The sequence below is a fragment of the Serratia sp. CY74737 genome (assembly GCF_052166775.1).
GTDB classification, from domain to species: Bacteria; Pseudomonadota; Gammaproteobacteria; order Enterobacterales; family Enterobacteriaceae; genus Serratia; species Serratia ureilytica.
On sequence record NZ_JBJNOF010000010.1, the window covers coordinates 1 to 23,840 of the forward strand.

The 23,840-nt window shown below is 58.6% G+C and carries 18 protein-coding genes and 1 pseudogene; 11 read left to right on the forward strand and 8 right to left on the reverse strand.

Translation table 11 applies throughout. The annotated features are described in order from the left end of the window. From ACJ8PE_RS15395 to rlmKL, 3 genes and pseudogenes are all read right to left on the reverse strand, one after another. Positions 1-200 (reverse strand): annotated as a pseudogene (locus ACJ8PE_RS15395) (paraquat-inducible membrane protein A); the annotation flags it as partial. A gap of 73 nt (positions 201-273) precedes the next feature. Continuing rightward, complete coding sequence (locus ACJ8PE_RS15400) at positions 274-2,178, reverse strand: ABC transporter ATP-binding protein (protein ID WP_046686785.1); 1,905 nt, start codon at positions 2,176-2,178, stop codon at positions 274-276. Positions 2,179-2,183: 5 nt separating this feature from the next. Further along, positions 2,184-4,310, reverse strand: coding sequence for a bifunctional 23S rRNA (guanine(2069)-N(7))-methyltransferase RlmK/23S rRNA (guanine(2445)-N(2))-methyltransferase RlmL (rlmKL, locus tag ACJ8PE_RS15405; RefSeq protein WP_197793211.1), 2,127 nt, complete (start codon positions 4,308-4,310; stop codon positions 2,184-2,186). Positions 4,311-4,413: 103 nt separating this feature from the next. On the opposite strand from rlmKL, the gene ACJ8PE_RS15410 reads away from it, so the two are divergent. After that, a complete protein-coding gene (locus ACJ8PE_RS15410) occupies positions 4,414-5,517 on the forward strand; it encodes a YcbX family protein (RefSeq protein ID WP_197793210.1) in 1,104 nt (367 codons plus the stop codon). A gap of 6 nt (positions 5,518-5,523) precedes the next feature. Here ACJ8PE_RS15410 and ACJ8PE_RS15415 read toward each other — a convergent pair whose 3' ends face one another. Next, a complete protein-coding gene (locus tag ACJ8PE_RS15415; protein ID WP_004928171.1) occupies positions 5,524-6,072 on the reverse strand; it encodes a cell division protein ZapC in 549 nt (182 codons plus the stop codon). Positions 6,073-6,248: 176 nt separating this feature from the next. Beyond that, the gene (gene pyrD, locus ACJ8PE_RS15420) at positions 6,249-7,259 is read right to left on the reverse strand and encodes a quinone-dependent dihydroorotate dehydrogenase (RefSeq protein ID WP_019454516.1); all 1,011 of its coding nucleotides are present in this window, start codon (positions 7,257-7,259) and stop codon (positions 6,249-6,251) included. A 258-nt stretch (positions 7,260-7,517) separates the two neighbouring features. Between pyrD and ssuE the strand changes: the two genes are divergently transcribed. Genes ssuE through ssuB form a run of 5 tightly spaced genes read left to right on the forward strand, consistent with a single transcriptional unit; the run spans position 7,518 to position 11,830 of the window. Beyond that, positions 7,518-8,096, forward strand: coding sequence for an NADPH-dependent FMN reductase (gene ssuE, locus ACJ8PE_RS15425; RefSeq protein WP_033642583.1), 579 nt, complete (start codon positions 7,518-7,520; stop codon positions 8,094-8,096). A 24-nt stretch (positions 8,097-8,120) separates the two neighbouring features. Beyond that, the gene (locus ACJ8PE_RS15430) at positions 8,121-9,086 is read left to right on the forward strand and encodes a sulfonate ABC transporter substrate-binding protein (protein ID WP_033642582.1); all 966 of its coding nucleotides are present in this window, start codon (positions 8,121-8,123) and stop codon (positions 9,084-9,086) included. 19 nt (positions 9,087-9,105) lie between these two features. Further along, on the forward strand, positions 9,106-10,254 hold the full coding sequence (gene ssuD / locus ACJ8PE_RS15435) for an FMNH2-dependent alkanesulfonate monooxygenase (protein WP_016928301.1): 1,149 nt from the start codon (positions 9,106-9,108) through the stop codon (positions 10,252-10,254). 11 nt (positions 10,255-10,265) lie between these two features. Beyond that, the gene (gene ssuC / locus ACJ8PE_RS15440) at positions 10,266-11,060 is read left to right on the forward strand and encodes an aliphatic sulfonate ABC transporter permease SsuC (RefSeq protein WP_033650683.1); all 795 of its coding nucleotides are present in this window, start codon (positions 10,266-10,268) and stop codon (positions 11,058-11,060) included. Continuing rightward, a complete protein-coding gene (gene ssuB, locus ACJ8PE_RS15445) occupies positions 11,057-11,830 on the forward strand; it encodes an aliphatic sulfonates ABC transporter ATP-binding protein (RefSeq protein ID WP_182073913.1) in 774 nt (257 codons plus the stop codon). Before ssuC ends, ssuB begins: the two co-directional genes overlap by 4 nt. Positions 11,831-11,882: 52 nt before the next feature. On the opposite strand, the gene pepN is transcribed toward ssuB, so the two are convergent. Continuing rightward, entirely contained in the window at positions 11,883-14,501 is a 2,619-nt protein-coding gene (gene pepN / locus ACJ8PE_RS15450) for an aminopeptidase N (protein ID WP_033642579.1), read from the reverse strand. A gap of 336 nt (positions 14,502-14,837) precedes the next feature. Here pepN and ACJ8PE_RS15455 point away from each other — a divergent pair, with 336 nt between their 5' ends. The 5 genes from ACJ8PE_RS15455 to ACJ8PE_RS15475 all read left to right on the forward strand — a co-directional run bounded on the left by ACJ8PE_RS15455 (position 14,838) and on the right by ACJ8PE_RS15475 (position 22,471). Continuing rightward, positions 14,838-16,532, forward strand: coding sequence for a GGDEF domain-containing protein (locus ACJ8PE_RS15455; protein WP_197793209.1), 1,695 nt, complete (start codon positions 14,838-14,840; stop codon positions 16,530-16,532). Between the two features lie 255 nt (positions 16,533-16,787). Next, the gene (pncB, locus tag ACJ8PE_RS15460; protein WP_197793208.1) at positions 16,788-17,993 is read left to right on the forward strand and encodes a nicotinate phosphoribosyltransferase; all 1,206 of its coding nucleotides are present in this window, start codon (positions 16,788-16,790) and stop codon (positions 17,991-17,993) included. Positions 17,994-18,210: 217 nt separating this feature from the next. Further along, a complete protein-coding gene (asnS, locus tag ACJ8PE_RS15465) occupies positions 18,211-19,611 on the forward strand; it encodes an asparagine--tRNA ligase (protein ID WP_033642576.1) in 1,401 nt (466 codons plus the stop codon). Between the two features lie 300 nt (positions 19,612-19,911). After that, on the forward strand, positions 19,912-21,036 hold the full coding sequence (gene ompC, locus ACJ8PE_RS15470) for a porin OmpC (protein WP_269474700.1): 1,125 nt from the start codon (positions 19,912-19,914) through the stop codon (positions 21,034-21,036). A gap of 244 nt (positions 21,037-21,280) precedes the next feature. Continuing rightward, positions 21,281-22,471, forward strand: coding sequence for an amino acid aminotransferase (locus tag ACJ8PE_RS15475; RefSeq protein ID WP_197793207.1), 1,191 nt, complete (start codon positions 21,281-21,283; stop codon positions 22,469-22,471). A gap of 74 nt (positions 22,472-22,545) precedes the next feature. Here the strand turns inward: ACJ8PE_RS15475 and ACJ8PE_RS15480 are convergent, their stop codons facing one another. Then, complete coding sequence (locus ACJ8PE_RS15480) at positions 22,546-23,193, reverse strand: MBL fold metallo-hydrolase (protein ID WP_197761430.1); 648 nt, start codon at positions 23,191-23,193, stop codon at positions 22,546-22,548. Between the two features lie 64 nt (positions 23,194-23,257). Next, positions 23,258-23,806 (reverse strand): YcbK family protein, encoded by a 549-nt coding sequence (locus tag ACJ8PE_RS15485; protein ID WP_004928217.1) that lies wholly within the window; start codon positions 23,804-23,806, stop codon positions 23,258-23,260. Positions 23,807-23,840: the final 34 nt, after the last annotated feature.

Sequence of the window (23,840 nt, forward strand, 5' to 3'; positions counted from 1 at the left end):
CCGATCGGCCGCTTGCGCGGCTCGTCCCAGCGGGCGCTGAGCGTGGTTTTGCAGCGCGGGCATACCGCTTTGCTGCCATAGGCCAGCGGCGGCAGCGCCACCAGCATGTCGCACTGCGGACACAGCATCAGGTTATCCTGCTGCGCCGCCGAGGGTGCAGAATGACTATGCTGCTGATGATTGTTGTGGGAACACACCATATTCCTCCTAAATAACGTTGCTCACCGGCACGTCGATACCGCCCGCAGCAGCGCGCGGACGGTATCGCAACGGTCAGCCGTTTTTCATCGCTTCCAGCTCTTCCCAGCGGGCGAAGGCCTGCTCGAGCGCCTGCTCAGCGTTAGCCAACGCCGTCAGCACTTCTTGCGTTTCGCTGTGCGGCCGCGTGAAGAAGTCGGCATCGCTCATCTGCGCCTGCAGCGCTTCGATTTCCGCTTCCAGCTGTTCGAGCCGCTGCGGCAACTGTTCCAGTTCGCGCAGCAGGTTGTAACTCAGCTTGGCCGCCGCTTTCTTCGGCTGTTCGGCCTTTTTCTCCGCCGCCGGTTTGCTCGCGCTCGGCGCCGCCTGACGAATCGGTTTCGCTGTCGCGCGCTGGTGATGCGCATCGTAGTAACCGCCGACGAAGGCGTTGATCACGCCATTGCCTTCGAAGATCCAGCACTCGGTCACCGAGTTGTCGACGAACTGACGATCGTGACTGACCAGCAACACAGTGCCCTGATAGCCGTCGATCAGCTCTTCCAGCAGCTCCAGCGTTTCGACGTCGAGATCGTTGGTTGGTTCATCGAGGATCAGCAGATTGCTCGGTTTCAGAAACAGCTTAGCCAACAGCAAGCGGTTACGCTCACCGCCCGACAGCGCCTTCACCGGCGTCATCGCACGTTTCGGGTGGAACAGGAAGTCCTGCAGGTAGCCCAGCACGTGGCGAGGACGGCCATTAACCATCACTTCCTGCTTGCCTTCCGCCAGGTTGTCCATCACCGTGCGCTCCGGATCGAGATCGGCCCGGTGCTGGTCGAAATAGGCCACTTCCAGCTTGGTGCCGCAGTGCACGCGGCCGCTGTCGGCTTTCAGCTGACCGAGCATCAGTTTCAGTAGCGTGGTTTTGCCGCAGCCGTTCGGCCCCACCAGCGCAATCTTGTCGCCGCGCTGCACCTGGGCGGAGAAACCGCGCACCAGCACCTTTTCGCCAACCTGATAATTGACGTCTTCCAGCTCGAATACGATTTTGCCGGAGCGGGTCGCCTCTTCCACCTGCATCTTGGCGGTGCCCATCACTTCACGTCGCTCTGAACGCTCGACGCGCAGCGCCTTCAGCGCGCGCACGCGGCCCTCGTTGCGGGTGCGGCGCGCCTTGATGCCCTGACGGATCCAGACCTCTTCCTGCGCCAGCTTGCGGTCGAACTCGGCGTTTTGCAGCTCTTCCACCCGCAGCGCTTCTTCTTTGCTCTGCAGGTACAGATCGTAGTTACCCGGCCAGGAAACCAGCTTGCCGCGATCCAGATCGACGATGCGCGTCGCCATGTTGCGGATAAACGAACGGTCGTGCGAGATGAAGACGATGCTACCGTCGAACTCTTTCAGGAAACCTTCCAGCCAGTCGATGGTTTCGATATCCAGGTGGTTGGTCGGTTCGTCGAGCAACAACACGCGCGGCGAGCTCACCAGCGCGCGGCCCAGCGCCGCTTTGCGCAGCCAGCCGCCGGACAGCGAGGAAAGCTCTGCGTCGCCGTTCAGCCCCAGCTGCAGCAGCACTTCGCTGATGCGGCTGTCGAGCTGCCACAGCCCCTGGTGATCGAGGATCTCCATGATTTGCGCCATGCGCGCCAGGTTTTTCTCGCTCGGGTCGCTTTCCACCAGGTGGGAGATCGCGTGATACGCCTTCAGGTGTTCCGCCTGCTCCGCGACGCCTTCCGCCACAAAGTCGAATACGCTGCCGCCGATATTGCGCGGCGGATCCTGTTGCAAACGCGCCACGATCAGATCCTGTTCGTAGATCACCCGGCCGTCATCCAGCGGGATCTCTTTGCCTAGGATCTTCAGCAGCGTGGATTTGCCGGCGCCGTTGCGCCCGACCAGACACACGCGCTCGTTGTCTTCGATATGAATTTCGGTGTTGTCTAACAATGGCGCATCGCTGAAAGAGAGCCAGGCGCCGGACATGCTGATTAACGACATAGTAATTATTTTCCTTCGCCGGCGTGAGTCACCAGCCAGCAGTTGTGGATCTGACGGTTACGGGCAAAATCCTGCGACAGCGTCTTGGCGGTGATCTCTTTCGCCTCCAGGCCCAGCGCACTCAGCCCTGCCATATCCATTTGGAAACCGCGCTTGTTGTTCGAGAACATGATGGTCCCGTTGCGGCGCAGCAACCGTTTCAAATCTTTCATCAGCGCCAGGTGATCGCGCTGCACGTCAAAGGTGTTCTCCATCCGCTTGGAGTTGGAGAACGTCGGCGGATCGATGAAGATCACGTCGAACTGTTCATTGGCATTGCTCAGCCACGACAGGCAGTCGGCCTGGATCAGCCGATGCTGGCGGCCGGTCAGGCCGTTGGCGCGCAGGTTCTTCTCCGCCCATTCCAGGTAGGTGCGCGACATGTCCACCGTGGTGGTGCTGCGCGCGCCGCCCAGCCCGGCATGCACGCTGGCGGTGCCGGTATAGGCGAACAGGTTGAGGAAGTCCTTGCCGCCGCTCATCTCGCCCAGCATACGGCGCGCAATGCGGTGATCGAGGAACAGGCCGGTATCGAGATAGTCGGTCAGGTTGACCCACAGCTTGGCGTTATACTCTTCCACCAGCAAGAACTCGCCCTTCTGCGCCAGTTTCTCGTACTGGTTTTTGCCCTTCTGCCGCTCGCGGGTTTTCAGGATCAGCTGATTCGACGGCAATTCCAGCACCGCCAGCGTCGCGTTGATCACATCGAACAGGCGCTGACGCGCCTTCTGCGCATCGACGGTTTTCGGCGGCGCATACTCCTGCACCACCACCTTGCTGCCGTAACGGTCCACCGCGACGTTGTATTCTGGCAGATCGGCATCGTACAGGCGGTAGCATTCGATGCCTTGTTGCTTCGCCCACTTGTCGAGCTTCTTCAAATTCTTGCGCAGACGGTTGGCGAAATCTTCCGCCACCTGCACGCCGCCGGTAGCATTGCCGGCCGGGCTTGCCGCCAGCTGATAGTTTTTCTGCACGCACTCCAGCGGGCCGTTCTTCGCCTTAAACTGGCGCTCGGCGCGCAGCTGCAGGCAGCTCAACAGCTCCGGCGAGGCGCTGAACAGCGACAGCTGCCAACCGCCGAAGGCGCTTTTCATCACGCGCCCCAGCATGTTGTGCAGCGCGATCAGCGCCGGTTCGCTTTCCAGACGCTCGCCGTACGGCGGGTTGCTGATCACCGTGCCGTGCGGGCCTTCCGGCAGCGGGTTGGTCAAGCGCGCGACGTCGCCGACGTTGAAGGTGATCAGCTCGGCGACGCTGGCGCGGCGGGCGTTGCCGCGCGCCATCTCAATCACCCGACGATCGATATCGGAACCGAAGAAGCGAGAGGTAGTTTCCTGCAGGCCGCGACGCGCGCGCACCTGCGCTTCGGTGGTGACTTCACGCCACAGTTCGGCGTTGTGACCATTCCAGGCGCTGAAGCCCCAGTGTTGACGGTGCAGGCCCGGCGCGCGATCGGCGGCGATCATCGCCGCTTCGATCAACAACGTGCCGGAGCCGCACATCGGATCGAGCATCGGCGTGCCCGGCTGCCAGCCGGAACGCAACACGATGGCGGCCGCCAGGTTTTCCTTCAACGGCGCCTGGCCGGTGAGATCGCGGTAGCCGCGCTGGTGCAGGCCTTCGCCGCTCAGATCGAGCGCCACGCTGGCCATATCGCGTTGCAGGAAGACGTTAACGCGAATGTCCGGCTGCTGTTTGGCAACCGTCGGGCGTTGGTCGAGCTTACGGGTGAAGCTGTCAACGATGGCGTCTTTCACCTTCAGCGCGCCATACTGGCTGTTGCGGATCTCTTCGTTCACGCCGCTGAAATGCACGGCGAAGGTTTTATCCACGCCAAAAATGCTCGGCCAGTCAATCGCCTGCACGCCGAGGTACAGATCCAGGTCGCTGTGCACGCGGAATTCGTTCAGCGGCAACAAAATGCGCGAAGCCAGGCGGCTCCACAGCAGGCTTTGGTACAGAAGACGATCGTCACCCTGAAAATGTACCCCGCCCTGCACCACTTTGCAGTCGTGAGCGCCAAGCGTTTCCAGCTCGCTTTTTAACAGTTCTTCCAATCCACGCGCCGTGCTGGCAAACAGAGAGTTCATATCGTACTTATCACCAAAAAGAAAATTGTTGCGCATTATAGCTAATCCGCACCGCTTGTCATAAAGTTGCTCCCTTCTATTTAATCATCGTACGGAGATAAGGGTGATCACGCTTTCCAGACTCTACGTCCATCCGGTTAAATCACTGCGCGGCTTGCAGCTTTCCTACGCCCAGGTCGGCAACAGCGGTCTGGCCTTCGACCGCAACTTTATGATCACCGAACCGGACGGCACCTTTATTACCGCGCGCCAATATCCGCAGATGGTGTTGTTCACGCCGGCGCTGTTGCCGGACGGGCTGTTTCTGACCGCGCCGGACGGTGAAAGTGCCGCCATTCGCTTCAGCGACTTCGCGGCCGCGCCGCAGCCGACCGAGGTGTGGGGCAACCATTTCACCGCGCTGATCGCGCCGGATGAGATCAACCGCTGGCTGAGCGGCTATTTCCAGCGCGACGTGCAGCTGCGCTGGCTGGGGCCGGAGCTGACCCGCCGGGTCAAGAAACACCCTGAAATCCCACTGACGTTTGCCGACGGCTACCCTTATCTGCTGATTAACCAAGCCTCGTTCAACGACCTGCAGCAGCGTTGCCCCGGCAGCATCAAGCTGGAACAGTTCCGCCCCAATCTGGTGGTGGGCGGCGCTACCGCCTGGGCTGAAGACGGCTGGCAGGTGATCCGCGTCGGCGATGTGATGTTCGATCTGGTGAAACCCTGCAGTCGCTGCGTGCTCACCACCGTCAGCACCGAGCGTGGCCGCAAGCACCCGAGCGGCGAACCGCTCAGCACGCTGCAAAAATTCCGCTCCGCCGACAACGGCGACATCGATTTCGGCCAGAATATGATCGCGCGCAACAGCGGCATCATTCGCGTGGGTGATACGGTGGAAGTCTTGTCAACCAAGCCGCCGCGCCCTTACGGCGCAGGTAGAGTGGTGGAGAGCGTGCAGGCGCCGCAGGACAGCGCGCACAGCGTCACGATCGAATATGAAGGAAAGGTATTTACCGGCAATAACCAGCAGATCCTGCTCGAACAACTGGAACAGCAAGGCATTCGCGTGCCTTACTCGTGCCGCGCCGGGATTTGCGGCAGCTGCCGCATTACATTGCTGAGCGGTGAAGTCGCGCCCCTGAAGAAAAGCGCGCTGGGCGACAACGGCACCATCCTGTGCTGCAGCTGCATCCCGAAAACTGATTTGACGTTGGCGTAATCCGCCTTATACCGCCCTGTCGTAAGCCGGGGCGGCGCTTTCATCCTGCGCGCAAGGTTTCAGCCGATCGTGCATCACCTTGATGGCGTCGCCCAAGACCATGGTGCGGCCGGCGACCGTCAGCTGATTTTGCGCCAGCAGGCACAGGCTGGCATTATCCCCGGCCTCCACCACCAGCAGGCGCGCTTCCGCGCCGCTTTCCATCACTTTCACCGCCGCCAGCTCGCCGTTTTTCGGCTGCAACGGGTAGTGCTGCTGCGAGAAATGCCAGCTCTTCGGCATCAGCGGTTTCAGGAAGCGGTAGGCGACCAGCGCATTCAACACCAGCTCGGCGCGCTGTTCATGGCTCAGCTTGACCTGCTTGCACTGTTCTTCATAGGTGAAATAAAGGGCGGCGTCATCCACGCAAAAAGCGCATTCATCGAAGGCGTCCGGCGTTAACATTTTGGCCGGGAAACGTGAACGAAAGATCATACCATTAGCTAAATCCAGCATTAGCCGATCGTGTTCGGCATCAAAATACCAACGCCAATTATCGTCAGGTTTTATCTTCATTTCGTATCCTTCTCGCTGCCCATGCCAACGCCGCACTCACCCTAAAAGGCGATTTTATCACCGATGAAATAGCTTAAACATCGGATAATTCCGCGAACGATATTTAAGCTAACGAACAAAATATAGACGAGCCGGGGGCAGAAATAAACCCCCGGAATAAAATGAGAGGAAAAATATTAGATATGGGTAACGATATCTTTAATCAAACGCGGGCCGTGATAGATAAATCCGGAATAAATTTGCAGCAGGCTCGCGCCGGCCTCCATTTTTTCGCGCGCCGCCGTCAGCGAATCGATGCCGCCTACGCCGATAATCGGCAGACGCCCTTGCAGTTCGGTGGAGAGGCGACGGATCACTTCGGTGCTGCGTGATTGCAACGGACGCCCACTTAACCCGCCCGCTTGTTCGCAGTAATTCAGCCCTTGGATCAATTTTCGATCCAACGTGGTATTGGTGGCGATCACGCCATCGATATTATGCCGCACCAGGCTATCGGCAATTTGGATCAATTCTTCTTCAGAAAGATCCGGCGCGATCTTTACCGCCACCGGCACATATTTGTGATGGCGCGCATGTAATTCCTGCTGCTTATTTTTAATCGCAGCCAAAAGATCGTCCAACGCTTCGCCATACTGTAAGGATCGTAACCCCGGCGTATTCGGTGAAGAGATGTTAATCGCGATATATCCGGCATACGGATAAACTTTATCCATGCAGATCAAATAATCGTCTTTGCCCTGCTCGACCGGCGTGTCTTTATTCTTGCCGATATTGATCCCAAGAATGCCGCCGAAATGGGATTTCTTAACGTTTTCAACCAGATTGTCCACGCCATGGTTATTGAACCCCATGCGGTTAATCAGGCCTTCCGCCTCAACCACGCGGAACAAGCGCGGCTTGTCGTTGCCCGGTTGCGGACGCGGCGTCACGGTGCCGACTTCCACATGGCCGAAGCCCATCGCGCCGAACGCATCGATGCATTCGCCGTTTTTATCCAGACCGGCGGCCAATCCCAGCGGGTTTTTAAACGACAGCCCCATGCAGCTGACCGGTTTGGTCGGCACGGACTGACGGACAAGAAACGCTAATGGGGTGCCGGTAATACGGCTGAGCTGACGAAAGGTCACTTCGTGCGCGCGCTCCGGATCGAGCTGGAACAACGCTTTCCTGATGAGGGGGTAGTACATGGACTCTCCTGATTTCCCGGTTGCAAACCGGGGGCGTATTATCCGGTATCCCCCGCCTAATTGGAATTGATTAAAGGCAAAAAAAGCCGTTTTTACGCAATCGTTTTCCCTCTTCATCGCCAAATCGGTGCCAATCCGCTTTTACGCATATCCAAATCAAAAAATGAGATTTAAAAAACGCGCCCGGTTGCTGGTAGGTTTAAAACACTTCCCATTAATTTTCTAATTAAACCTAACTTTTAGTTATAAGGAGTGGCAATGCGCGTTATATCACTGGCCGGTAGCCCACGCATCCCATCACGTTCCGCCGCGCTGCTCTCGTTGAGTCAGAACTGGCTGCGGCAACAAGGGGTGGAGGTGACGGCCTATACCCTGCACGACTTCGATGCCGAAGATCTGCTGTACGCCAACTTCAACAGTCCGGCGATCAAGGCGTTTGCCGACCAGCTGGCGCAGGCCGACGGCCTGCTGATTTCCACGCCGGTTTATAAAGCGTCGTTCTCCGGCGCGCTGAAAACCCTGCTGGACCTGCTGCCGGAACGCGCGCTGGACCATAAAGTGGTGCTGCCGCTGGCGACCGGCGGTTCTGTCGGTCACATGCTGGCGGTGGACTATGCGCTGAAACCGGTTCTGGCGGCGCTCAAAGCGCAAGAGGTGCTGCACGGCGTGTTCGCCGACGACAGTCAGATCCAGCTGACCGGCGAAAGCGCCACGCTCACCGACGCCGTAGCCGCCCGGTTGGAAGAAGCGCTCGCCAGTTTCTATCTGGCGCTTGGGCGCCGCAAACCGCCCGCGCTGCGCGTCGCCTCGCCGCTGACGGCGCGTCAAACCGCCTGAAATGCCTGGAAAAGGAGAGCCTGAATGAAACAACGCAACGCTTTGCGACGTTGGCTGAACGCAGCGGCCTTCACCGGCCTGCTGTCGCTGGTCTGGGCCAACGCCGCCGTCGCGCAGGATCCGGCGCAATTTCGCATCGGTTACCAGAAAGGATCGGTGAGTCTGGTGCTGGCGAAAAGCCACCGGCTGCTGGAGGAGCGCTTCCCCGCCACCCGCATCAGTTGGATTGAATTTCCCGCCGGCCCGCAGATGCTGGAAGCCTTGAACGTCGGCAGCATCGATCTGGGCAGCACCGGTGATATTCCGCCGATCTTCGCGCAGGCCGCCGGGGCGGACCTGCTGTATGTCGGCGTTGAGCCTCCCAAACCGAAGGCGGAAGTGATCCTGGTGCCGGAAAACAGCCCGATCAAAACCGTCGCCGATCTGAAAGGCCATAAGGTCGCATTTCAGAAAGGATCCAGCTCACACAACCTGCTGCTGCGATCGCTGCAAAAGGCCGGCCTGAAATTTACGGATATCCAACCCGCCTACCTGACCCCCGCCGATGCGCGCGCCGCATTCCAGCAGGGCAACGTCGATGCCTGGGCTATCTGGGATCCTTATTATTCCGCCGCGCTGTTGCAGGGCGGCGTTCGGGTGCTCGGCGACGGCACCGATCTGAACCAGACCGGTTCCTTCTATCTGGCGGCGCGCCCTTATGTCGAAGCCAATGGCGCCTTTATCAGCCAGGTCCTGACGGTGCTGACCCAGGCCGATGCGCTCACCCGCAGCGACCGGGCGCAAAGCGTGACCTTGCTGGCCAACGCCATGGGGCTACCGGAACCGGTGATCGCCAGCTATCTGGATCACCGTCCCCCGACCGCCATCACACCGCTCGATGCGCATACGATCGCCGCGCAGCAGCAAACCGCCGACCTGTTTTACGCCAACCGGCTGGTGCCGGTGAAGGTCGACATCTCGCAACGCATCTGGCGCCCAAGCGCGCAATAAATACGGGAGAGCATTGACGATGAGCCTGAACGTTTTCTGGTTTTTACCCACCCACGGCGACGGCCACTATCTTGGCAGCGCACAGGGCGCTCGCAGCGTCGATCACGGTTACTTGCAACAAATCGCCCAAGCGGCGGACCGGCTGGGATTCGGCGGCGTGCTGATCCCCACCGGTCGCTCTTGCGAAGACTCCTGGCTGGTGGCCGCCTCGCTGATCCCGGTCACCCAGCGGCTGAAATTTTTGGTCGCGCTGCGGCCGGGTATCATCTCCCCTACGCTGGCGGCGCGTCAGGCGGCGACGCTGGATCGCCTGTCCAACGGGCGCGCCCTGTTCAATCTGGTCACCGGCGGCGATCCGGAAGAGCTGGCGGCGGAGGGGTTGCATCTCAGTCATGAAGAGCGTTACGAAGCCTCGACCGAGTTCACTCATATCTGGCGCCGGGTGCTGGAAGGTGAAACCGTCGATTTCCACGGCAAGCATATTCAGGTGAAAGGCGCCAAACTGCTGTTCCCGCCGGTGCAGCAACCGCGCCCGCCGCTCTATTTCGGCGGATCCTCCGCCGCCGCGCAGGATCTGGCCGCCGAGCAGGTAGAAATGTACCTCACCTGGGGAGAGCCGCCGGCACAGGTCAAAGAGAAGATCGAAGAGGTGCGCGCCAAAGCGGCGGCGAAGGGCCGGCAGGTACGCTTCGGCATCCGTCTGCACGTCATCGTGCGGGAAACCACCGAAGAAGCCTGGCGCGCCGCCGATCGGCTGATCGCTCACCTCGATGAGGAAACCATCGCCAACGCGCAGCAGGCCTTTGCCCGCTTCGACTCCGTCGGCCAACGGCGCATGGCGGCGCTGCACGGCGGCAAGAAGGATAATCTGGAGATCAGCCCGAACCTGTGGGCCGGCATCGGCCTGGTGCGCGGCGGCGCCGGCACCGCGCTGGTGGGCGATGGCCCGACGGTCGCGGCGCGCATGCAGGAATACGCCGATCTGGGCATCGACACCTTTATTCTCTCCGGCTATCCGCATCTGGAAGAGGCCTACCGCGTCGGCGAACTGCTGTTTCCGCACCTCGACCTGGCGCAGGAAGAAACGCCCGCGCGCCTTCAACCGGTGCGCCCGCAGGGCGAAGTAGTGGCCAACATCTATGTTCCGCAAAAAGTGTCGCAGAGCTGAGGAGCGCCCCGATGGCAAAGAACGCGCAACGCATCCTGTACCGGCTGGCCCCTTGGGCGCTGCCGCTGGCGCTGGTGATCATCTGGCAAGTCGCCGTCGAAACCGGCTGGCTGTCCAACCGCATTTTGCCGGCGCCGAGTGCGGTGCTGGCCGCCTTCTGGCGCCTGAGCCAAAGCGGCGAACTGTGGCAGCACCTGAGCATCAGCAGCCAGCGCGCGTTGATCGGCTTTGGCATCGGCGGCAGCATCGGACTGATTCTCGGCTTTATTACCGGGCTGTCGCGCTGGGGTGAACGCCTGTTGGACAGTTCGGTGCAAATGATCCGCAACGTGCCGCACCTGGCGCTAATCCCACTGGTGATCCTGTGGTTCGGCATCGATGAATCCGCCAAGATCTTTCTGGTGGCGCTCGGCACGTTGTTCCCGATTTATCTCAATACCTATCACGGCATCAAAAACATCGATCGCGGCCTGCTGGAGATGGCGCGCAGCTACGGTCTGAGCGGTTTTCGCCTGTTCACGCAGGTGGTGCTGCCGGGCGCGTTGCCGTCGATTATGGTCGGCGTGCGTTTCGCCCTCGGGTTCATGTGGTTGACGCTGATCGTCGCCGAAACCATCTCGGCCAACTCCGGCATCGGTTATCTGGCGATGAACGCGCGTGAATTTCTGCAAACCGACGTGGTGGTGGTGGCGATCGTGCTGTACGCCCTTCTCGGCAAGCTGGCGGACGTGGGCGCGCAACTGCTGGAACGCGTCTGGCTGCGCTGGCATCCGGCCTATCAACTGAAACAGGGAGAAGCGCTATGACCCTTCCCGCTCGCCTTGCGCAAGGCACGCCGGTGACGCTGGAGTCCATCGGCAAACGTTACGGCAACCGCACCGTGCTGGATAACATTCAGCTACGCATCTCTGCCGGGCAGTTCGTGGCGGTGGTCGGCCGCAGCGGCTGCGGCAAGAGCACCCTGCTGCGTCTGTTGGCCGGCCTGGAACAGGCCAGCAGCGGCGCGCTGCTCAGCGGCAATGCGCCGCTTGCCGCCGCCAAAGAGGATACCCGGCTGATGTTTCAGGATGCGCGCCTGTTGCCGTGGAAAACGGTGATCGACAACGTGGGTCTGGGGCTGCGCGGCCAGTGGCGCGACGCGGCGCTGCAGGCGCTGGCCGCGGTCGGTTTGGCGGATCGCGCCCGCGACTGGCCGGCGGCGCTGTCCGGCGGACAAAAGCAGCGGGTCGCCCTGGCGCGCGCGTTGATCCACCGCCCCCGCCTGCTGCTGCTGGACGAACCGCTCGGGGCGCTGGATGCCCTGACGCGCATCGAGATGCAGGGGCTGATAGAATCGCTGTGGCAACAGCACGGTTTTACCGTACTGCTGGTGACGCACGACGTCAGCGAAGCCATCGCGCTGGCGGATCGGGTGATCCTGATTGAAGAGGGCCACATCGGACTGGATCTGAGCATCGATCTGCCGCGGCCACGCCGCAAAGGCTCGGCCAGGCTGGCGGAACTGGAAGCTGAAGTGCTGGAGCGGGTGTTATCGCCGCCGGTCACCGCGGCCAGCCCACGCCAGGCGGCGAATTGAACGAAAAAAGGGACGGCGCAGGCCGTCCCTTTGGGTATTCACGGTGAGAAGATTAGGCGTCGAGCGCCTTGCTGATCTTCTCGTACAGATCGCCGGACAGGTTTTCCAACCCTTTCAGCTGTTCCAACGCTTTGCGCATCAGCGCCTGGCGACCGGCGTCGTAACGCTTCAGGCGAATCAGCGGTTCGATCAGGCGCGCGGCGATCTGCGGGTTGCGCTGGTTGAGATCGCTGAGGATCTCCACCAGGAATTGATAACCGCTGCCATCCGCCGCATGGAACGCCGCCGGGTTGCCGGAAGCGAAGCCGCCGATCAGCGAGCGGGTGCGGTTCGGGTTGCTCAGGCTGAACGAGCGGTGTTGCAGCAGCGCACGCACCTTGCTCAACACATCCGCCGACGGGCTGCTCCCCTGCAGCACGAACCATTTGTCCATCACCAGGCCATCCTGATGCCAGCGCTCGTCGAACGCCGCCAACAGCGCATCGCGACACGGCAACTGGGCCGCAACCGCAGCGGACAGCGCCGCCAGCGAGTCGGTCATGTTATCCGCCTGGCGATACTGTTCGCTCACCAGTTGGTCCGCCAGCGCCGCATCTTCGCCGAACGCCAGATAACCCAGGCACACATTGCGCAAGGCGCGCTTGGCGATGTCGGCGTGCTCCACGCGGTAGCCGTCGGTCTTGTTGGCGTGATACACCGCCAGCCACTCATCGGCCAACTCCCGCGCCAGGCAGCGAACGATCGCTTCGTGCACCGCGGCGATCGCTTCCGGATCGATGGTGGCGAACAGTTCAGCGATTTCGTTCTCCGACGGCAGCGTCAGGATCTGCGCCGCCAGCGCCGGATCCAGCGTCTCGTTCAGCAACACCGCACGGAACGCGTCGGCCACGTGCAGCGGCAGCGACAACGGCTGCTTCTGCTGGTGCCGCGCCACGTTCAGTTTGATGTAGGTCGCAAGCAGGCTCTGCGCCGCATCCCAACGCGCAAACTCATTGCGCGCGTGCTGCATCAGGAAGGTCAGTTGCTGATCGCTGTACGGATAATCCAGTTTCACCGGCGCAGAGAATTCACGCAGCAGCGACGGCACCGGCTTGTGCGCCACGCCGTCGAACACGAAGGTCTGCTCCGCTTCGGTGACGTTCAGCACGTTGTTGACCGGCAGGCCACCCTTCTGCAGCGCGATGACGTTACCTTCGCTGTCGTACAGCTCGATATCCAGCGGAATATGCAGCGGCAACTTCTCAGGCTGATCGGCGGTCGGCGCGGTTTTCTGGCTGACATGCAGGCGATATTGCTGAGTTTCCGCATCGTACTCGTCGCGCACCGTCAACAGCGGCGTGCCGGACTGGCTATACCAACGGCGGAAGCGCGACAGATCCACGTTGGACGCGTCCTCCATCGCCTGTACGAAGTCATCGCAGGTGGCGGCGCTGCCGTCGTGGCGTTCGAAATAGAGCTGCATCCCTTTCTGGAAGTTCTCTTCCCCCAGCAGGGTGTGCATCATGCGGATCACTTCAGAACCTTTCTCATACACCGTCAGGGTGTAAAAGTTGTTCATCTCGATGACTTTATCCGGACGAATGGCATGCGCCATCGGGCTGGCGTCTTCGGCGAACTGCGCGCCGCGCATCACGCGCACGTTATCGATGCGGTTGACCGAACGCGAGCCCAGATCGGAACTGAACTCTTGATCGCGGAACACCGTCAGCCCCTCTTTCAGGCTGAGCTGGAACCAGTCGCGGCAGGTGACGCGGTTGCCGGTCCAGTTGTGGAAGTATTCGTGGCCAATCACCGCTTCGATGTTCAGGTAATCTTTGTCGGTGGCGGTTTCCGCCTTCGCCAACACGTATTTGGAGTTAAAGATATTTAACCCTTTGTTCTCCATCGCGCCCATATTGAAGAAATCGACCGCCACGATCATATAAATGTCGAGATCGTATTCCAGACCGAAGCGGGTCTCGTCCCACTTCATCGAGTTTTTCAACGAGGTCATCGCCCAGTCGGCGCGATCCAGGTTGCCGCGATCGACAAACAGCTCCAGCGCGACCTTACGGCCGGAACGGGTGGTGAAGCTGTCGCGCAGCACGTCGAAGTCCCCCGCCACCAACGCGAACAGGTAGCAAGGTTTCGGGAACGGATCCTGCCATTGCACCCAGTGGCGACCATCGGCCAATTCACCCTGGCCAATACGGTTGCCGTTCGACAGCAGGAACGGATAGCGCGCCTTGTCGGCCACGATGCGGGTGGTAAAGCGCGCCAGCACGTCCGGGCGATCCTGGTAATAGGTAATATGATGGAAGCCTTCGGCTTCGCATTGCGTGCACAGCGCATCGCCGGACAGATACAGCCCTTCCAGCGCGGTGTTTTTCGCCGGGTGAATATCGTTGACGATGGTCAGAGTGAATTGTGCCGGCAACGCTTCGACGATCAGCTGGTTATCCTGCTGACGATAGGCGCTCCACGGTTGACCGTCGACCTGAATGCTCACCAGCGTCAGATCCTCGCCATCCAGCACCAGCGGTGCGCCGGCCGCGCCCTGACGTTTGATTTTACTGACGGCGGTCACGCGCGTGGTTTCCGCGTCCAGACTGAAGTCCAAATCGATGTCGGTCGTGGTGTAATCGGGCGCGCGATAATCGTGGCGATATTTTGCCTGTGGCTGTTGTGTCATAAAAACCCTTAAACGTCTCAGTGAGTTATAGGTGCCAGGCCGCTCTTCTCCTCCGCGCCGTCGCTGGAGATTTCCCCAGCGGCGCTCGGCGAACCTGATTGTGAATAAACTGTATCACAGCTGGCTGAAAAGCCCAGATCCGCCGGGCAAGCGCGATAAAGAAATCAGAGGCAAATCATAGTTCACCCACCAGATGGCAGCGCGGGTGACCAATGGCTAAATAAAAATCAGCATTTAATGCTAAAAAACCGCCTTCGCGGCGCTCCGGCATTGTTGAGGCGGCACAGGCGGCATGATGGTATAATTGCCGAATCAGGCTCAGGGATGACTCGCACTATGAAAATCAAATACGCTATCTATTTTTTCACCCTGTGCCTGATGACCTCCTTCTCGCTGTTCATCGTCGAGGAACTGCTCGAAGCCCATACCGAGTACCGCGATAACCAGCTCAACCTGTATAAGATCGATCGCGCCAAAGAAATCTCCGAGGCCTTTCAGGCTTCGCTGCAGGCTCACCGTCTCAAACGCTTGAGCCTGATCGATCCGCAAATCACTCGCGCGCAGTGTCTGGCCGCCGATCGGGTGGCGCGCGAGAAAATCGCCCGGATCCGCGAGCATCTGAACGACACGGTCGCCAGGGAGCTGGGTGTGCGGCAAAAAATCGCCGCGCTGTCGATGATCGGCCTGATGGAACAGTTGCTGGATAACGACAACCTGCAGCTTTCGCAGGTCAACAACGCCAACCTGTTCAACATCAACAGCGCCTATTACATCTCGCAAACCAGCAAGAGCTATTACCGCTACACCTACGATACTCGAATGGTGGATACCGACTCCTTTATGTTTCTCGAGGCCATTCGCCTCAACAACCGGCTGAATATGTCGCTGACGGAGTTAAGCGATCAGATTATCGACGTCAACGTCAGCCCGCTCGATCGCAAAGACGCCTATCTGAAGTCCATTCAGTTGACCGGCGTCCTGAACGCGCTGAGCACCCGGTTGATCTTCATGAAGCTCAACTACGACGACGTGCAAACCACCAGCATCGTCAATCAGTTGCTCACCCAGGTGTCTACCGAACGCCTCAAGCAGATTACCGATGGGCTATACACCGCCATCAATACCCAAAAGCCCTATCCCGCCGCGCTGATCTCGCGCTATGTCGACGAGTTGAGCGGGCTTTCGCAGACGCTGTATCAACGCAGTTTCGAGCTGGAAACCGTCGCTTCGCGTCACAAGATTTATGACAGCCAGACCACCATTTACGGCATGATCGCGCTCGCCGGTCTGGTAGTGCTGCTGTTCATTTTGCCGGCGCTGGTGTTCTGCACCAACATCAACCGCTGGTTGACCAAAACCCACAACAATATCGTGCGGCTGTCGCGCGGCGAGATGAATATCGATCGCAACGACGCCTTCTACAGCCGGGAACTGATCGCCATCAGCGACGCCATTCAACAGCTCAGACAATATCAGTTGGACAAGGTCTCGCTGGAAAGCGAGAAACAGCTGCTGATTAAAGAGCTTGAGGCCTCTTCCTTCCTCGATCCGCTCACCAACATTTATAACCGCCGTAAATTCTTCCTCGAATGCCAGCTATTGGGCGACGGTAGCTACCCGCAGGCCTTTTGCCTGATCGATATCGACAACTTCAAACAGCTCAACGACAGCTACGGCCACGATGTCGGTGACCGGGCGTTGGTGGAATTCGGCCATCTGTTGCAACGCGCGTTTCGCGCCAGCGACATCTTCTGCCGCTACGGTGGCGAAGAGTTCGCGGTGCTGCTGGGCAACTGTTCGTTGGACAACGCGCGGGACATCATGGAGCAATTGCGCGCCCGCACCCATCGCCTGACGCTAAATTTGGCCGACGGGCGGCAAGTGCGTTTCACCACCAGCTGCGGCATTGCGCCGGTCAACGCGTTCACTGCGCTGCAGGCGGCGATAAAACAGGCGGACGAAGCGCTCTATTTTTGCAAAAAGAACGGCAAGGATCGGGTCAGCGTGCACACCCAGGCCGGGTTTATCTGATTTGTTGTTTAAAATAATTAACATTATAATTTTTATGACTAATTAGGCTAAGTCATTCACCTTACAGGCATATCTGGCTTTTTTCTCCCGCCGCCGTCGCCAGCCCGCCATAAAGGCACGTTTAATCCTCGACCCGCTTCGGTGATTTATGGTGTGATGCAGCTTCAATAACAGGATAATCCGGGTATACTCCCCCCCCACTTTTATGATTATCCGGATTTGGACACGCGCCTGACGAGGATGCTGTAACGCGCTATGACTCAATACGCTTCCCCGATTTTGACATCACTGCTTGATACCGATGCTTACAAGCTTCATATGCAGCAAGCAGTATTCCATCGCTATCCCGCGATCAGCGTGGCGGCGGAATTCCGCTGCCGCGGCGACGAACTGCTGGGCGAATATGCCGACGAGATCCGCGCGCAGGTCGCCCTGATGAGCCAGCTGGCGCTGACCGACGCCGAATTCGCTTACCTTTCGGGCCTGCCCTTCTTCCGTCAAGATTACCTGAGCTGGCTGCGCACGTTCCGATACGACCCGCAGCAGGTGACCATCGACAACCGCGACGGCAAGCTGCACATCCGCATCGCCGGGCCGTGGCGTGAAGTGATCATGTGGGAAGTGCCGCTGCTGGCGGTGATCAGCGAAGTGGTGCACCGCCGGCGTTCTCCGCTGGCGACGCCGGAACAGGCGGTAGCCCACCTGCAAACCAAGTTGGCGCAGTTCAAGACGCTGGCGGGCGATTTGGATCTTTCACGCTTCAAGCTGATGGACTTTGGCACCCGTCGCCGTTTCTCCCAGGGCGTACAACAGGCCATCGTCAGCACCTTGCAGGCCGAATTCCCGTACCTGTCGGGCACCAGCAATTACGATCTGGCGCATCAGCTCGGCCTGGCGCCGGTCGGCACGCAGGCGCATGAATGGTTCCAGGCGCATCAGCAGATAAGCCCGGTGCTGGCCAACAGCCAGCGCGCCGCATTGCAGGCCTGGCTGGATGAATACCCCGATCAGCTTGGCATCGCGCTCACCGACTGCATTACCATGGATGCTTTCCTGCGCGACTTCGGCCCGCAGTTCGCCGAGCGTTATCAGGGGCTGCGCCACGATTCGGGCGATCCCGTCGAGTGGGGTGAGAAAGCCATTGCCCACTATCAGAAACTGGGCATCGACCCGATGAGCAAAACGCTGGTGTTCTCGGACAACCTGGATCTGGAAAAAGCGCTGGCGCTCTATCGCCACTTCTATCAGCGCATCAATCTCAGCTTCGGTATCGGCACGCGCCTGACCTGTGATATTCCGGGCGTTAAACCGTTGAATATCGTGATCAAGCTGGTCGAATGCAAAGGCAAACCGGTGGCTAAGCTCTCCGACAGCCCCGGCAAGACCATCTGCCAGGACCAGGCATTCGTGCGGGCCTTGCGCAAGGCCTTCGATCTGCCGCTGGTGAAGAAAGCCAGCTGAACCTTCTCTATATAGAGAGAAAGAAAGCCGGCCCGGTTTACGCGCCGGCTTTTTTATTTTTATCCCGAACGCCCTCTTTTCAGTCAGCCGCGATAAATGTTGCGACAATCCGATGATTTCTGCTTGTGCTCTGCACCGCGGCAAGTAACATAGCCATTACCCCCATATTCTTGGGTTGTAAGCTATTTCTAAACCAAATTATTAAAGAGAGAAATCTATGAGCGTAGTGCCTGTAGTCGACGTACTGCAAGGTCGTGCTGCGGTTGACAGTGAAGTCACCGTACGCGGCTGGGTACGTACCCGGAGAGATTCAAAAGCTGGTATCTCCTTCCTGGCCGTCTATGACGGTTCCTGCTTTGATCCGTTACAGGCCGTCGTTAATAATTCTCTGCCGAATTATCAGGATGAAGTGCTGCATCTGACCACCGGTTGTTCGGTTGAAGTCACCGGCAAAGTCGTCGCTTCACCGGGCGAAGGCCAGAGCTTCGAACTGCAGGCTACCGCGATCAAAGTGGTCGGCTGGGTCGACGATCCGGACACTTACCCAATGGCGGCCAAGCGCCACAGCATCGAATACCTGCGCGAAGTGGCCCACCTGCGCCCGCGCACCAACCTGATTGGCGCCGTGGCGCGCGTACGTCATACTCTGGCGCAGGCGATCCACCGCTTCTTCCATGAAAATGGGTATTTCTGGGTCTCTACTCCGCTGATCACCGCCTCCGATACTGAAGGCGCCGGCGAGATGTTCCGCGTGTCCACGCTGGATCTGGAAAACCTGCCACGCACCGACAAAGGCACCGTCGATTTCAGCGAAGACTTCTTCGGTAAGGAAGCCTTCCTCACCGTTTCCGGCCAGCTGAACGGCGAAACCTACGCTTGCGCGCTGTCGAAGGTTTACACCTTCGGCCCAACCTTCCGCGCCGAAAACTCCAACACCAGCCGCCACCTGGCGGAGTTCTGGATGATCGAACCGGAAGTGGCCTTCGCGACGCTGGACGACGTCGCCGGCCTCGCCGAAAGCATGCTGAAGTATGTGTTCCAGGCGGTGCTGGATGAACGTGCCGACGATCTGAAATTCTTCGCCGAGCGCGTGGATAAAGACGCTATCGCTCGTCTGGAGCGCTTCGTGTCTTCCGATTTCGCCCAGGTGGACTACACCGACGCCATTGAGATCCTGCTGGCCTCGGGCCAAACCTTCGAAAACCCGGTTTCCTGGGGCATCGATCTCTCTTCCGAGCATGAACGTTACCTGGCGGAGAAACACTTCCAGGCGCCGGTGGTGGTGAAAAACTACCCGAAGGACATCAAAGCGTTCTACATGCGCATGAACGAAGACGGCAAGACCGTCGCGGCCATGGACGTGCTGGCGCCGGGCATCGGCGAAATCATCGGTGGCTCGCAGCGTGAAGAACGCCTCGACGTGCTCGATCAGCGTCTGGAAGAGATGGGGCTGAATAAAGAAGACTACTGGTGGTATCGCGATCTGCGCCGCTACGGCACCGTGCCGCATTCCGGTTTCGGCCTGGGCTTTGAACGTTTAATCGCCTATGTCACCGGCGTGCAAAACGTGCGCGATGTGATTCCATTCCCGCGCACCCCGCGTAACGCAAGCTTCTAATTATACGATCACACGTTTTTTAAACGATTTCGTTACAAAACAAAGGCCAGCATCGCTGGCCTTTCGCATTTTTTAATATTGACGCACGTCACAAAGTTCCCGAAAAATTACATTTGGTTACACATACTTTCCTTTTGCAACCTGATTGGGACATTGGTATCATTTTCGTCCTAGATTAACCCGCCTGTGAATGGAACACTGCGTTCAGACACAGGACGACACCAATCTATCAACAATAGTTCCCAAAGAATTATTGGCGGCAGTGGCAAAGGTGTCCGAATAACACCAATGAGGGTAATAATGATGAAGCGCAACATTCTTGCAGTGGTAATCCCGGCTCTGTTGGCTGCTGGTGCAGCAAACGCAGCTGAAATCTACAACAAAGACGGCAACAAGCTGGATCTGTACGGCAAAGTTGACGGTCTGCACTACTTCTCCAAAGACAAAGGTAATGACGGCGATCAGACCTATGTTCGTTTCGGCTTCAAAGGTGAAACCCAGATTACTGACCAACTGACCGGTTACGGCCAGTGGGAATACAACGTTCAGTCCAACCACGCCGAATCTCAGGGCACCGAAGGCACCAAAACCCGTCTGGGCTTCGCCGGTCTGAAATTTGCTGACTACGGCTCCTTCGACTACGGCCGTAACTACGGCGTACTGTACGACGTGGAAGGCTGGACCGATATGCTGCCAGAGTTCGGTGGCGATACTTACACCTACACCGACAACTTCATGACCGGCCGTACCAACGGCGTTGCGACCTATCGTAACAACAACTTCTTCGGCTTGGTTGACGGTCTGAACTTCGCTCTGCAATACCAGGGCAAAAACCAGAACGACGGCCGTGACGTCAAAAAACAAAACGGCGACGGCTGGGGCATTTCCTCTACTTATGACATCGGCGAAGGCGTAAGCTTCGGCGCTGCATACGCTTCTTCCAACCGTACCGACGACCAGAAACTGCGTTCCAACGAGCGTGGCGACAAGGCTGACGCATGGACCGTGGGCGCGAAATACGACGCCAACAACGTCTACCTGGCGGCGATGTATGCAGAAACCCGTAACATGACTCCGTTCGGTGGCGGTAACTTCACCAACACTTGCGCAGCGACTGAAAACTGCGGCGGCTTCGCTAGCAAAACTCAGAACTTCGAAGTGACTGCTCAGTATCAGTTCGACTTCGGTCTGCGTCCAGAAGTGTCTTACCTGCAGTCTAAGGGTAAAAACCTGAACGTCCCAGGCGTGGGTTCTGACCAAGATCTGGTTAAATATGTTTCTGTTGGTACCACCTACTACTTCAACAAAAACATGTCCACCTACGTTGATTACAAAATCAACCTGCTGGATGACAACGCGTTCACCAAAGCAACCGGCATCGCAACTGACGATATCGTAGGCGTTGGTCTGGTATACCAGTTCTAAGTTGTCTTGCTTATCGGCGGTTCACCGTCGGCTAAGTTATAAAACAGGGCTTCGGCCCTGTTTTTGTTTGTATCAGCCGGTAACTTTTTATCCTGCCGATTCCCCCTTCCCCATCATTTTTTCTGTCGAATCCTTCACGTTCATAAGATCGCGGTGTTTTTATCGCAAACGGTTGGCAAAGCCGATAACTGGCGCTACCCTGATGCTTCTGTCTGCTTAACTCCGAGATTTGGAAGCACCTGACATGTTTGAAAAAATCACCGCCGCACCCGCCGACCCGATCCTGGGTCTGACCGACATTTTCCGCGCCGACGCCCGCCCGAATAAAATCAATTTAGGCATTGGCGTTTATAAAGACGAAACCGGTAAAACCCCGGTGCTGACCAGCGTAAAGAAAGCTGAACAGTATCTGTTGGAAAATGAGACCACCAAAAACTATCTCGGCATTGAGGGCATCCCGGCGTTCGCCAACTGCACGCAAGAACTGCTGTTCGGTAAAGAGAGCCCGATCGTCGCCGATCGCCGCGCGCGCACCGCACAGACGCCAGGCGGCACCGGCGGCCTGCGCGTGGCGGCAGACTTTATCGCCAACCAGACCAGCGCCAAGCGCATCTGGATCAGCAACCCAAGCTGGCCGAACCACAAGAACGTCTTTAGCGCCGTGGGCCTGGAAGTGCTGGAATACGCCTACTATGACGCCGCCAACCACGCGTTGGATTTTGACGGTCTGCTGAACAGCCTGAAACAGGCGCAGGCCGGCGATGTCGTGCTGTTCCACGGCTGCTGCCATAACCCGACCGGTATCGATCCAACGCCGGAACAGTGGGCGCAGCTGGCTGAACTTTCCGTCGCCAACGGGTGGTTGCCGCTGTTCGACTTCGCTTATCAGGGCTTCGCCAACGGCCTGGAAGAAGATGCGCAGGGCCTGCGTATTTTCGCCGCCAAACATAAAGAACTGATCGTCGCCAGTTCCTATTCGAAAAACTTCGGTCTGTACAATGAGCGCGTCGGCGCTTGCACTATTGTAGCCGCCGATGCCGAAACCGCCGATCGCGCCTTCAGCCAGGTGAAAGCGGCCATTCGCGCCAACTACTCCAACCCGCCGTCACACGGCGCCGCCGTTGTCGCCACCATTCTGGGCAACGATGCGCTGCGTGCGATGTGGGAACAAGAGCTGACCGATATGCGCCAACGCATTCACCGCATGCGTCAGCTGTTTGTGAACACCCTGCAGGAGAAAGGCGCGCAGCAGGACTTCAGCTTCATCATCCAGCAGAACGGCATGTTCTCGTTCAGCGGCCTGACCAAAGAGCAGGTGCTGCGTCTGCGTGAAGAGTTTGGCGTTTACGCTGTGAACTCGGGTCGGGTGAACGTGGCGGGCATGACGCCGGACAATATGGCGCCGCTGTGTGAAGCCATCGTCGCCGTGCTCTAAGCGCGTCGGCGAAAGCCACCAGTTTGAAGGGGCGCGCTATGCGCCCCTTGATTATTTCTGCCGGGAAATGATCGTTACCACACCGCCGGCTCTTCGCGCAGGAACGGGTTGGTCTGGCGCTCGTGACCGAAGGTCGACATTGGACCGTGGCCGGGAATAAAGCGCATGTCGTCGCCTAACGGCAACAGCTTGGTGCGAATAGAGGCGATCAGCGCCTGATGGTCACCGCGCGGGAAGTCGCTGCGCCCCACGCCGCCGTTAAACAGCACATCACCCACCAGCGCCAAACACGCCTGCTCATTGATAAAGACGATGTGGCCCGGTGTGTGCCCAGGACAATGCAACACCTTGAGCTTCATCTCGCCCACCTGCATCTCATCGCCTTCCGACAACCAACGGGTCGGGGTCAGCGGCGCACACTCTTCCAGCCCGAACATCCGGCTCTGCGCCGGCAAACCATCCAGCCAAAAAGCGTCCTCTTTATCCGGGCCGTAAATCGGCACCTGATAATGTTCCGCCAGCTCCGCCGCCGCGCCGACGTGATCCAAATGGCCGTGCGTCAGCAAAATCTGCGTGATTGTCACACCCTGCTTCGCCACTTCCGCTTTGATTTTTTCCGCTTCGCCGCCGGGATCGACCAACGCCGCCTGCTGCGTGTTTTCACACCAGATCAGGCTGCAATTCTGGCTAAAAGCGGTAACGGGAATAAGATGGTATTTCATAAGGCTCCAACGACAATAACGCCGCCTCCGCAAGGAGCGGCGTTATTCACTGAGGGCACCGCGATTACCAGCTCCGAACCGGGCCGGTATCGATGTGCACGAAGTTGCTACGTGGGTAATATCCTACACCACCAGCGCGCATTTTTAACGCCGCTTTACGGATATTACTCAATTGGATACCTTCAATATGGAAATCCATCGCCTGGCCCTTGGTATGGTAGCTGTGCTTGGCCACACCACGGCTGTGCGCGCGCAATTCGTTGTTGGTATCTACGGAACGGTAACCGGAGATCAGCTGCACCGGCTTGCTGGTACCCAGCAGCCCCTGCAGGCGATAGAGGTGATCAAACAAACTGGGATCGATCGATTTAACCTTGTTGGCGCGATAATCGCGGAACAGATGATTTAGCCGAACCAACTCTTCTTTATTGTAGCCTTTGCCGTCAAAGAACTCGGCTTTAATAGATTCACCGGTATTCAGGTTATTCAACACTAAAATACGCGGTCGAGCGGTGGAAAGACTGGCAAACGCCTGCCCAGGGAGCAGCGCTATGCCCATAGCTGCGCCGCCTAGCGCCAGCCATTTACGGCGATGATGATCAATTTTGTCCATGACTCTGTTAAACCCGGCAAGAATGTCAAAATAA